Origin of the sequence: Dietzia timorensis (genome assembly GCF_001659785.1) — a bacterium.
Taxonomy (GTDB): Bacteria; Actinomycetota; Actinomycetes; order Mycobacteriales; family Mycobacteriaceae; genus Dietzia; species Dietzia timorensis.
In genome coordinates this window covers 2,149,945-2,161,738 of sequence record NZ_CP015961.1, presented here as the reverse complement: position 1 = coordinate 2,161,738, position 11,794 = coordinate 2,149,945, and the positions used below count along the sequence as shown (strand labels likewise).

Here is an 11,794-nt window from a genome sequence, read left to right as displayed (position 1 = left end):
CGTGAGCAGCAAGTCACCCTCAGCGATCGACGACGTTCTCGCCGAGTACCAGGGCCTCGAGATGCAACTCTCGGATCCCGCGCTCCATGAGAACGCCGCCGAGGCCCGTCGCGTCGGCAAGCGTTTCGCCGAGCTGGGCCCAGTCGTCGGTGTGCACAACGAGCTCACCTCGGCCGAGGACGATTTGTCCGCCGCCGAGGAGCTCGCACACGAGGACAAGTCGTTCGCGGACGAGGCCGAGCGCCTGCGCGAGCAGGTCGCCGAGCTCAAGGAGCAGCTCGCAGACCTGCTCGCCCCGCGCGACCCGCACGACGGTGACGACATCCTGCTCGAGATCAAGCCGGGCGCCGGCGGCGAGGAGTCCGCGCTTTTCGCCTCCGACCTTGCTCGGATGTACCTCAAGTACGCCGAGAAGGAGGGCTGGAAGGTCGAGACGCTCGGCATCACCGAGTCCGACATGGGCGGCTACAAGGACGCGACCTTCTCCATCAAGGCGCGCGAGCCCTCGCGCGACGGCGTGTGGGCGCACCTCAAGTTCGAGGGTGGCGTGCACCGCGTCCAGCGTGTGCCCGTCACCGAATCGCAGGGTCGCATCCATACCTCTGCCGCCGGGGTCATGGTTTTCCCGGAGGCCGAGGCGCCGGAGGAGATCGAGATCAACGACGCGGACCTGCGCGTCGACGTCTACCGTTCCTCCGGCAAGGGTGGGCAGGGCGTCAACACGACCGACTCGGCCGTGCGCCTCACCCACCTACCGACCGGCATCGTCGTCACCTGTCAGAACGAGCGCTCGCAGCTGCAGAACAAGGCCCGCGCGATGGAGGTGCTCGCCGCGCGCCTACAGCAGCAGCAAGAGGAGGCCGCCGCTGCAGAGGCCGCGGACGAGCGCGCCGCGCAGATCCGCACCGTGGACCGCTCCGAGCGCATTCGCACGTACAACTTCCCCGAGAACCGCATCGCCGACCATCGCATCGGGTACAAGGCGAACAACCTCGACCAGGTTCTCGCCGGCGAGATGGGCGCCCTTGTCGACGCCCTGCGGGAATCCGAGCGCGCCGAGCGCATGCAAGAGGCCTAAGCCACCTCGTTCCTCAGCGCAGGACCAACACGTATGACGCCGGACGCACCGAGCATTCTCGCCGAACTCACCTCCTGCCTTTCCCAGGGAGGGATCGAATCGGCGGCCGCGGAGGCTGCGACGATACTCTCGCAGGCGCTGGGCACCTCGCGTGCCGCCCTGGCCTTCGCGGACGTCCCCGCCGAGCGCGCGCAGCAGGCGCGCACGTGGGCCCGTCACCGCGCCGAATCCCACGAGCCGCTGCAATACATCCTGGGAACCGCGGTGAGCGGCCGCCTCGACATGGCCGTCGGTCCGGGCGTGTTCATCCCACGCCCGGAGACCGAGCTCCTCATCGACTGGGCGCTGAGAACCATGCCGGCGCCGGTGGCGGGGCAGGATGCCGCGTCCGTCGTCATAGACCTGTGTTCCGGTAGCGGGACCATCGCTCTCGAGGTCGCCCACGCGATGCCGAGCGCGCAGGTGTACGCGGTGGAAGCCGATTCGCTAGCCCTGGAGTGGTTGCGTCGGAATGCCGCCACACGGGCGGAAGCGGGGGATACCCCGGTCACCGTGTGCGCCGCCGATGCCACCGACGACGCGCTGCTGCCCGAGCTCTCAGGCCGCGCGAGCGCCGTGCTCAGCAACCCGCCCTACGTCCCGTCGGGCGCGGACCTTCCGGCGGAGGTCGCGGACCACGAGCCCGGGGTCGCGCTGTTTGCGGGGCCGGAGGGGACCGACGTCATCGAACGTCTCGTGCCCGTGGCCGCGCGGCTACTGGCGGACGGTGGGATCTTCGCATGCGAACACGACGACTCCAACGGCGCCGCGGTGACCGAGATACTCGGTCGGCACGGCGGCTTCGGTAGGGTAAACCAGCATAGAGACCTGGCCGGTCGGCCCCGTTTCGTCACGGCGGTACGCGTACGCGATTTCGCCGAGAACACGCGCTGGAACGGCGCTGATCCACTCAATCACGAACAGCGAAGGGAGCATGGGCGGTGAGTCTGACCTATGACTGCAGCGAGGAGAGCGGACGAAAGGTCGGCCTGTCCCAGGCGGCCAACACGCTGCGCTCGGGGCGGCTCGCCGTCTTGCCGACGGACACCGTCTACGGGATCGCGGCGGACCCGTTCAACCCAGACGCGGTCAACGCGCTCCTCGCCGCGAAACACCGCGGCCCGGACATGCCGGTCCCCGTGCTCGTCGGCTCGTGGGACACGATCGACGGGCTCGTGCCTTCCGTGAGCGCGGAGGCGCGCACGCTCATCCGCGCATTCTGGCCGGGCGGGCTGTCGATCGTCGTGCCGCAGGCACCCTCGCTCACCTGGAACCTCGGCCACACAGCGGGCACCGTAATGCTGCGGATGCCGCTGCACCCGGTGGCGATCGAGCTACTGCGCGAGACCGGACCGCTGGCCGTGTCGAGCGCAAACGTGTCCGGCCAGCCGCCGGCGCAGAACGCCGCGGAAGCCAAGGCCCAGCTCGGTGAGGCTGTCGCGGTGTACCTCGAATCCGGGGGCGCCGACATCGGGACGGCCTCGACGATCGTCGACCTCACCCACGGCACCCCGCGCATTGTCCGCGAGGGTGCGATCACCACCGACCGCGTCGCGGAGGCTCTCGAAGTACCCGCACAGTCCCTCCAGAGTTAAACGCGGTTTTCATGCCCTTGGACACCACCGTGCTGGCGCAATCCGGCGGCTTCGTCGGGGGCGCCGGTGTGCCGTATCGCGAACTCGTTCTCATCGCGGTTGTCGCCGGGCTCGTGTCCTTCCTCGTCACCGGGCTGGTGAAGGGGATCGCGCCCATGGTCGGGGGAGTGAAGTATCCGCGGGGCCGGGACGTACACGTCATCCCCACACCGCAAATCGGCGGTCTCGGAATCTTCACCGGCTTCTGTGTCGCTGTGTTCCTCGCCTCGAATCTGCCGGCGCTCAACCGGGCCTTTCCGCCGTTCACGTCGGATGTGCAGGTCGTCGTCGCAGCAGGGGCGGTAATCGTGCTCCTGGGGTTCGTCGACGACACGCTCGAATTAGGTGCCGTGACGAAACTCGTCGGGCAGATGGCCTCGGCCGGAGTGCTCATCGTCGGTGGAGTCACGTGGTTCCTCGTATACCTGCCGTGGGGCGGAAACATCCTCGTACTCGACCAGTTGCAGGCCGGCGTGGCCACGGCGTTGTTCACGCTCGTCGTCGTCAACGCGATCAACTTCGTCGACGGTCTCGATGGCCTGGCCGGCGGCATCGGCGCGATCGTGGCCATGGCGTTGTGCCTGTTCGCGGTGGCGATTCTATTCCAGCAGGGCGGGGCAGTGTCGGCATACCCGCCGGCGCTCATCACTGCTGTACTAGCTGGCGCCTGCATCGGCTTCCTGCCCCACAATTTCCATCCCGCCCGCATCTTCATGGGCGACACGGGCGCGATGTTCATCGGCCTGATATTGGCTGCGGCGTCCATCAACGTCTCGGGGCGAATCTCGCAATCGATGTACGGATCCCAGAACCTGCTGGTCCTGCTGTCCCCGGTCATAGTCGTCGGAGCGGCGCTATTCGTTCCGCTCCTCGATCTCGTCCTCGCGGTCGTTCGTCGTGTGCGCGCCGGTCAGCACCCATTTTCCGCCGACCGAAAGCATCTTCACCACAGGCTCCTCGAACTTGGGCACTCGCAGACCCTCGTCGCTATCGTCATCTATGCCTGGGTCGCCCTGTTCGCGTTCGGGGCGGTATCGCTGAGCGTTTTCGAGGCGAAGTACGTCCTGCCGGTCGTCGGGATCCTGTTCCTCGTAGTGCTCATCTTCACCGCGACACCGCTCTGGCTGCGCTCATCTTTGAACCGGCCGCCGACAAGCAGTGACGCCACATTAGAATGAAGCCCTATGACTAACGAGCCCGCCCCGCAGGACCCGTCGAGCGAGCAGCAAAATGGCGCGCCGCAGACCGAGAGCGAGGTCCGCGAACTCGCCATCAGCGCGCATACCGTGGCCCTTCGTAAAGCCCTCTACGTCGGCATCGCAGGTTGGCTGGCGCTCAGCGTGCTGTCGGTCGTGGTGTGGATGCTGGGAGACGGAACCTCGGGCATCTGGGGAGCCTTGGTCGGCGCCGCGATTGGCGGCTTTTTCGTGTTGACGACGGCGATCACCACACTCGCGACGGCGAAGTCGCCGGCGACGACGATGGGTGCGGTCCTCATGGGTACTTGGCTCCTCAAGTTGCTCATTGTTCTCGGCGTGGTTTTCGTCATCCGCGATTTCGACTTCTATTCGCGACCGGCGCTCGTGATCACCATGGTGCTTTCCCTTATCGTGGTCTTGGCGCTTGAGACCTGGACTATCGTGAAGGCTAAGGCGCCTGCCGTGGAGCCAGATATTTTCCGGTAAGCCACCCGGTGGTCCAGCCTTAGCCGTAAGACCCTCCGAAACATCCTGGCCGGGCTGCATCTACGCTGCGTTGACGCATTGGGCGGTTATTCGAGCACGGAGCTCTCCACGCGGCCGGGATGGTATGCGGTTTCGTGGTGTGTGACTCTTCAGAAGTAGCTGCGCAGGAAACCTTTTCGCTCGCATCGTCGAAGCTGGCCGTATATTACTGGCTAGTACCATGCATAGTGCTGGTTCGTGGCACTCAATCGCTAAAATCCGGCCAAATCCCGGGGGTCGTTATCCAAACTGTTATCGACTTTGTTAGGATTCTCTACGGTGTCAAAACGGGCCGCTTGCACGTCTTTTATATAGATTCAAGCAGCCCGGGCATTGGCCTGTGTGCGCCAACTGGGCGTCTCACGGCACGGAATGACAAATCGCACCGCAGCTATTAGGCGGCCCGAGTAGGGGAGAGAACGCTGAGCACCACAACGCTGGCATTCAAGGGCGAATTTCACGCCCCAACGTTGGACGACTTTTTCCCTGCGACGGTCTTATTTGGCGGAACGCCGTTTGAGCTAGATCGGCTCATGCTCATCCGCCTGCTGATGACCGTGCTGGTGGCTTTGTTCTTCTTCTTCGCTATGCGTGGCGCGAAGATCGTTCCGCGTGGCGTGCAGAACGTCGCCGAGATCGCGATCGACTTCGTTCGCATCAACATCGTCGAAGAGATCATCGGCAAGAAGGAGGGCTACCGCTTCTTGCCGATTGTCGCGACCATCTTCTTCATCGTCTTGGCGAGCAACTTGCCTTCCATCATCCCGTTCCTGAATATCTCGCCAAACGCGAGAATCGGGATGCCGCTGGTGCTGGCAGTTGTTGCTTACATCGCCTTCGTATACGCAGGCGCCAAGAAGTACGGATTCTTCAGCTTCATCGGTAAGTCGATCGTGGTGCCCAACCTGCCGTTGCCGATGCACTTCCTGGTCGTGCCGATCGAGTTCTTCTCGACCTTCGTTCTTCGTCCGGCAACGCTCACCATTCGTCTCATGGCGAACATGCTTGCCGGCCACATCATGCTTGTCCTGCTCTTCTCCGCCACGAACTTCTTCTTCTGGCAGTTCAGCGGTTGGAGCGCAGTCAGCTTGGTGACCTTCGCGGTCAGCGTCGCATTCATGATGTTCGAGCTCCTCATCGTGTTCCTGCAGGCGTACATCTTCGCGCTTCTGACCGCCGTGTACATCGAGCAAGCGATCCACGCGGACAGCCACTGACCTTGTGATCTCCGGTCGAGGCGGATCAGCTCCGCTTCCCGGTCGTCACGAGCAATAGACCACCTGCCCACCACAAACCACCACAAGACCTGACCGGCAAGCGGATAGTCCGCTCCGGCCAATTGAAAGGGAATGGAATCCAGATGGATATCGTCACTCTCGCCCAGGAAGCCACGACGACCACGATGCCCGGCCTCGGCGCAGTGGGCTACGGCCTCGCCGCCATCGGCCCCGGCATCGGTATCGGCATCGTCGTCGGTAAGGCGATCGAGGGCATGGCTCGCCAGCCCGAGATGGCCGGCCAGATTCGCACCACGATGTTCCTCGGTATCGCCTTCACCGAGGCCCTGGCCCTCATCGGCATCGTCACCGGCTTCATCTTCCAGTAAGACCAACGACGTACCGGATAGGACCAACTAGATGATCTCCGATTTCGTATTACTCGCAGCGGGAGGCGAAGAATCGCTTCCGCTGGAGGAAGAGCCGAACATCTTGATGCCGGCCCTCTACGACATCGTCTGGTCTCTCATCGCGTTCGCCATCCTTTTGTTCGTCTTCTGGAAGTTTGTGCTTCCGATGGTGAAGAAGGTGCTTGAAGAGCGCACAGAGAAGATCGAAGGCGGTATCGAGCGCGCCGAAGCGGCGCAGCGCGAGGCCAAGGAAGCGCTCGACAAATACAACGAGCAGCTGGCAGAGGCCCGCGGTGAGGCCGCCAAGATTCGAGAGGATGCTCGTCTCCAAGGACAGCAGATCCTCGCGGATATGAAGGCCGACGCGCAGAAGGAAAGCGATCGCATCGTTGCCAACGGTCAGCAGCAGCTGCAGGCACAGCGTCAGCAGATCGTGACCGAGCTTCGCTCCGACCTCGGCAAGCAGTCTGTCGACCTTGCAGAGAAGTTGATGGGCGAGCAGTTGTCGGACAACGTCAAGCAGTCCGGCACCATCGACCGCTTCCTGGCAGACCTTGACCAGGTTTCCGGGCCCGGCCAGAAGTAAGGAAAGTGACGCACAATGCACGCAGCTAGCCGTGATGCACTCGCGAAGTGCCGCGAGAAGTTGCAAGGAACGCTAGGCGCCAAGTCCGACGGTGGTGCCACCGGTGCCAAGCTCGGGGGAGAGCTGTTCCAGGTTGCTGAGGTTCTCGAGGGAGATCGCGCGCTGCGAGTCGCAGTCGCGGACTCCTCGGCTCCTGCTTCGACCCGGCAGGACCTAGCTCGTTCGGTCTTCGGTTGGAAGATCGACGACAGCACGCTGGACGTGCTGTTGGATGCGGTCGGCCACACGTGGTCGAACCCCCGCGACTTGCGTGACAGCCTCGTTGACCTCAGCCGCCTGTCGCTGCTCGCTTCGGCTGCGGCGCAGGGTCAGCTACCGGCAGTGGAAGACGAGCTGTTCCGTCTCGGACGGATCATCGCCGGCAACCCGGAGCTGGAGCAAGCACTTGCCGATCGGCAGGCGCCTACCAAGGCTAAGCGTGCACTGCTTGGTGAACTCGTGTACGGGAAGGTTCTCGCGGTTACCGAGGCATTGGCCTCGCAAGTTATCGCGCGACCTGAAAATCGGCCTGCCGACGACCTGGACGCGCTGTCCCAAATGGCGGCAGAATTGCAGGGGACGGCAGTTGCCGACGTCACAAGCGCCAACGAACTTTCGAGCGAACAGGTCGAGTCCCTCAAGGCTCGGCTCGGAAAGATCTATGGACGGTCGATGACCGTTCATATGAATATCGATCCGAAAATTATGGGTGGTCTTGTCATCCGGGTGGGCGACGAGGTCATCGACGGAAGCGTGTCGGGTCGCTTGTCTGCGATGCGACGCAACATTCCGTGATTGATCTGCTGCGGTCCGAGGGCCGCAGCCGTGAACTAGCTGGGCAGCCGTTTTCACGGTCGATGCTCACCCACCTGACAACATATGAGCCGAAAGAAACTTTCGGCCCACGAACTTAGTGAGAGCAGGAAACACATGGCGGAGTTGACGATCTCCTCCGACGAGATCCGTAGCGCGATTGCAAATTACACCCAGAGCATGTCCCAGGACGCCTCTCGCGATGAGGTCGGCACCGTCGTGGATACCGGTGACGGAATTGCCCACATCAGCGGCCTGCCGTCCGCGATGGCCAACGAGATTCTGGAATTCCCCGGCGGAATCCTCGGCGTTGCCCTCAACCTCGAGGACCGCGAAATCGGTGCCGTTATCCTTGGTAGCTTCGACGAGATCGAAGAGGGCCAAGAGGTCCGCCGTACCGGCGACGTCCTTTCGGTCCCCGTTGGCGAGAACTTCCTCGGTCGAGTGGTCAACCCGCTCGGTGAGGCCATCGACGGACTTGGTGATATCGAGTCGACCGAGCGCCGCGCGCTCGAGTTGCAGGCACCCTCGGTGCTCGAGCGCCAACCTGTCGAAGAGCCGATGCAGACCGGTATCAAGGCAGTCGACGCAATGACCCCGATCGGTCGTGGACAGCGTCAGCTGATCATTGGTGACCGCAAGACCGGCAAGACGGCACTGTGCATCGACGCCATCCTCAACCAGAAGGCCAACTGGGAGTCCGGCGACAAGACCAAGCAGCTTCGCTGCATCTACGTCGCCGTGGGCCAGAAGGGCTCGACCATCGCCGGTGTCAAGGCGACCCTGGAAGAGCACGGCGCTATGGAATACACGACTATCGTCGCGGCTCCGGCTTCCGACTCCGCCGGTCTGAAGTGGCTCGCACCCTTCACCGGCTCGGCCATCGGTCAGCAGTGGATGTACGAAGGTAACCATGTTCTGATCGTGTTCGACGACCTCTCCAAGCAGGCCGAGGCATACCGCGCGATCTCCCTGCTGCTCCGTCGCCCGCCGGGCCGCGAGGCATACCCGGGCGACGTGTTCTACCTGCACTCCCGGCTCCTCGAGCGCTGTGCGAAGCTCTCGGACGAGCTCGGTGGCGGTTCGATGACGGGTCTGCCGATCATTGAAACGAAGGCAAACGACGTCTCCGCGTTTATCCCGACCAACGTCATCTCCATTACCGACGGTCAGGTCTTCCTCGAGTCCGACCTGTTCAACCGTGGCGTTCGCCCGGCTGTGAACGTCGGTATCTCGGTGTCACGTGTTGGTGGTGCTGCACAGACCAAGGGCATGAAGAAGGTGTCCGGTTCGCTGCGTCTCGATCTAGCTGCCTATCGTGACCTCGAGTCCTTCGCCACCTTCGCTTCCGACCTCGACGCTGCGTCGAAGGCTCAGCTGGATCGCGGTTCCCGGCTGGTCGAGATTCTCAAGCAGAACGAGAACTCCCCGGTGGCCGTCGAGGACCAGATCGTTTCGATCTACCTCGCGGGCGAGGGCCACTACGATAGCGTCCCAGTTGAGGACGTCCGTCGTTTCGAGGACGAGTTGATCTCTGATCTTCACCACAGCGCCTCGGACGTCTACAAGCAGATCGACGGCGGTGCCGTCCTTTCTGACGAGTCGAAGGAAACCCTCAACTCGAAGACGAAGGCCTTCAAGCAGGGATTCGTTGCTTCTGACGGCTCCCGGGTCGTCGAGGAGAACGCTGACGCACTCGATTCTGAAGACCTCGAGCGCGACCAGCTCGTCGTCAAGAAGAAGACCTCGTAGGGCGGCTTCGTTTCAGATGATGGACTCAACCAGTCGAAGCAACGAGAGGAGGGCATAGCGAATGGCTAACTTGCGCGAACTACGTAGCCGGATCAAGTCGGTTAACTCGACCAAGAAGATCACCAAGGCACGCGAGCTGATCGCTACGTCCCGGATTCCGAAGGCGCAGGCACGCGTCGCAGAGGCACGCCCGTATTCGGACCAGGTCACCGCGATTCTGCAAGACCTCGCTTCGGCCTCCTCCCTTGACCACAAGATGCTTAACGAGCATCCCGATCCGAAGCGTGCAGCCATCCTGGTTGTGACCAGTGACAGCGGCATGTGTGGCGGGTACAACCAGAAGGTTCTGCAGGAAACCGCCGAGCTTCGTGCGCTCCTCGAGCAGGAGGGCAAGGAAGTTGACCTCTACGTCATGGGACGTAAGGGGATCGGCTACTACCAGTTCCGCGAGATCGAGCTCGCGGGTTCGTGGTCGGGCTTCTCGGAGCAGCCGGAGTACGAAAAGGTTCGAGGAGCCTTTTCGCTTCTCGCCGCCATCTTCCAGGCGGGTGCAGGCGAAGAGGTCGATGGTTCTGAATTCCTCGGCGACGGTGCCGGTACTTACGCCGGCGTCGACGAGGTGCACATCGTGTACACCAGGTTCGTGTCGATGCTTACTCAGACGGCCCAGGCACGACGCCTGGCGCCGATTCGGACGGTCGTCGACGAAGAGCGGCTTCACCTCGGAGACGGGATCATGGAAGACGATCCCGACACGGAGATCAAGCCGGAGCTCAACTTCGAGCCGGATGCGACGACTCTGCTGAACGCGATTCTTCCCCGTTACCTTGCCTCACGAGCATTCGCGGCGCTTCTCGAAGCGGCAGCGTCAGAGTCGGCAGCCCGCCGTACCGCAATGAAGTCTGCAACGGACAACGCCACCGAGCTGGTCGACGGTCTCAGCCGTGAAGCCAACCAGGCTCGCCAGGCGCAGATTACCCAGGAAATCAGCGAGATTGTCGGTGGCGCTGGTGCGCTATCCGCTAGCGCAGGAAGTGATTAACCAATGAGCACCCCCGTAATGGAGCAAAACCAGAACGGTACAGCGGGCCTTACCGGCCGCGTGTCCCGTGTGCTCGGTGCCGTCGTCGACGTGGAGTTCCCGCGTGGCGCCATGCCCGAGCTGTTCAACGCACTCACCGTTGAAATCGAACTGCCGTCCGTCGCCAAGACCGTGACCCTCGAGGTCGCGCAGCACCTCGGCGACAACATGGTCCGCGGCATCTCGATGCAGTCCACCGACGGTCTCGTCCGCGGTGCGACCGTTACCGACACCGGCAAGCCGATCTCGGTGCCCGTGGGCGACGAGGTCAAGGGCCACGTCTTTAACGCACTCGGCGATTGCCTCGACGCACCGGGAACCGGTCGTGACGGCGAGCAGTGGGGAATCCACCGTCAGCCGCCGGCTTTCGACCAGCTCGAAGGCAAGACCGAGATCCTGGAAACGGGTATTAAGGTCATCGACCTCCTCACCCCGTACGTCAAGGGCGGCAAGATCGGCCTGTTCGGTGGTGCAGGTGTGGGCAAGACGGTCCTCATCCAGGAGATGATTACCCGTATTGCTCGCGAGTTCTCCGGCACCTCGGTGTTCGCCGGCGTCGGCGAGCGCACCCGTGAGGGAACCGACCTCCTCTTGGAGATGGACGAGATGGGCGTCCTCCAGGACACCGCCCTTGTCTTCGGCCAGATGGATGAGCCGCCGGGGACGCGTATGCGCGTCGCTCTGTCGGCACTGACCATGGCGGAGTACTTCCGCGATGTTCAGGATCAGGACGTCCTCCTGTTCATCGACAACATCTTCCGCTTCACGCAGGCCGGCTCCGAGGTGTCGACGCTTCTCGGACGTATGCCTTCGGCAGTGGGTTACCAGCCGACGCTGGCCGACGAGATGGGTCAGCTGCAGGAGCGCATTACCTCGACGAAGGGCCGTTCCATTACGTCGCTGCAGGCGATCTACGTCCCTGCCGACGACTACACCGACCCGGCGCCGGCGACGACGTTCGCGCACCTCGACGCCACGACCGAGCTTTCGCGTTCGATCGCGTCGAAGGGCATCTACCCCGCAGTTGATCCGCTGTCGTCGACGTCGCGAATCCTCGAGCCGGCCATTGTCGGGGACGAGCACTACCGCGTGGCGCAGGAAGTCATCCGGATTCTCCAGAAGTACAAGGAGCTCCAGGACATCATCGCCATCCTCGGTATGGACGAGCTGTCCGAAGAGGACAAGGTCACCGTCCAGCGTGCACGTCGCATTGAGCGGTTCCTCGGCCAGAACTTCCTCGTCGCGGTTAAGTTCACCGGCATCGAGGGCTCGGTCGTACCGATCAACGACACGATCGAGGCGTTCGACAAGCTCTGCAAGGGCGATCTCGACCACCTTCCCGAGCAGGCCTTCAACGGTGTCGGCGGTCTTGATGACGTCGAGGCCGAGGCCAAGAAGCTCGGCTACTAAGAGGAGAAGGA

Annotated in this window: 12 protein-coding genes; all 12 read left to right on the top strand. The window is 63.0% G+C overall.

Annotated elements, in window-relative coordinates:
• The first annotated feature begins 1 nt into the window (after nt 1).
• The 12 genes from prfA to atpD all read left to right on the top strand — a co-directional run bounded on the left by prfA (nt 2) and on the right by atpD (nt 11,783).
• Nucleotides 2-1,078 carry a peptide chain release factor 1 gene (gene prfA, locus BJL86_RS09930; protein WP_067472024.1) on the top strand — a complete coding sequence of 359 codons (1,077 nt, stop codon included), beginning with the start codon at nt 2-4 and terminating at the stop codon, nt 1,076-1,078.
• Between the two features lie 33 nt (nt 1,079-1,111).
• Entirely contained in the window at nt 1,112-2,062 is a 951-nt protein-coding gene (gene prmC, locus BJL86_RS09925; RefSeq protein WP_067472027.1) for a peptide chain release factor N(5)-glutamine methyltransferase, read from the top strand.
• Nucleotides 2,059-2,712 (top strand): L-threonylcarbamoyladenylate synthase, encoded by a 654-nt coding sequence (locus tag BJL86_RS09920; RefSeq protein ID WP_067472030.1) that lies wholly within the window; start codon nt 2,059-2,061, stop codon nt 2,710-2,712. The genes prmC and BJL86_RS09920 overlap by 4 nt, the downstream gene beginning before the upstream one ends.
• Before the next feature lie 11 nt (nt 2,713-2,723).
• Entirely contained in the window at nt 2,724-3,929 is a 1,206-nt protein-coding gene (locus tag BJL86_RS09915) for an MraY family glycosyltransferase (RefSeq protein ID WP_067472033.1), read from the top strand.
• A 6-nt stretch (nt 3,930-3,935) separates the two neighbouring features.
• Nucleotides 3,936-4,436, top strand: coding sequence for a hypothetical protein (locus tag BJL86_RS09910; RefSeq protein WP_082908344.1), 501 nt, complete (start codon nt 3,936-3,938; stop codon nt 4,434-4,436).
• A gap of 476 nt (nt 4,437-4,912) precedes the next feature.
• On the top strand, nt 4,913-5,692 hold the full coding sequence (gene atpB / locus BJL86_RS09905) for a F0F1 ATP synthase subunit A (RefSeq protein ID WP_067472035.1): 780 nt from the start codon (nt 4,913-4,915) through the stop codon (nt 5,690-5,692).
• A 143-nt stretch (nt 5,693-5,835) separates the two neighbouring features.
• Nucleotides 5,836-6,081 carry an ATP synthase F0 subunit C gene (locus tag BJL86_RS09900; protein ID WP_067472038.1) on the top strand — a complete coding sequence of 82 codons (246 nt, stop codon included), beginning with the start codon at nt 5,836-5,838 and terminating at the stop codon, nt 6,079-6,081.
• Nucleotides 6,082-6,112: 31 nt separating this feature from the next.
• Complete coding sequence (locus BJL86_RS09895; RefSeq protein WP_067472041.1) at nt 6,113-6,688, top strand: F0F1 ATP synthase subunit B; 576 nt, start codon at nt 6,113-6,115, stop codon at nt 6,686-6,688.
• Between the two features lie 15 nt (nt 6,689-6,703).
• Nucleotides 6,704-7,522 (top strand): F0F1 ATP synthase subunit delta, encoded by an 819-nt coding sequence (locus BJL86_RS09890; RefSeq protein ID WP_067472045.1) that lies wholly within the window; start codon nt 6,704-6,706, stop codon nt 7,520-7,522.
• A 135-nt stretch (nt 7,523-7,657) separates the two neighbouring features.
• Nucleotides 7,658-9,292 carry a F0F1 ATP synthase subunit alpha gene (atpA, locus tag BJL86_RS09885; protein WP_067472048.1) on the top strand — a complete coding sequence of 545 codons (1,635 nt, stop codon included), beginning with the start codon at nt 7,658-7,660 and terminating at the stop codon, nt 9,290-9,292.
• Nucleotides 9,293-9,353: 61 nt separating this feature from the next.
• Entirely contained in the window at nt 9,354-10,334 is a 981-nt protein-coding gene (locus tag BJL86_RS09880) for a F0F1 ATP synthase subunit gamma (RefSeq protein WP_067472051.1), read from the top strand.
• A gap of 3 nt (nt 10,335-10,337) precedes the next feature.
• The gene (gene atpD / locus BJL86_RS09875; protein WP_067472054.1) at nt 10,338-11,783 is read left to right on the top strand and encodes a F0F1 ATP synthase subunit beta; all 1,446 of its coding nucleotides are present in this window, start codon (nt 10,338-10,340) and stop codon (nt 11,781-11,783) included.
• Nucleotides 11,784-11,794 lie beyond the last annotated feature (11 nt).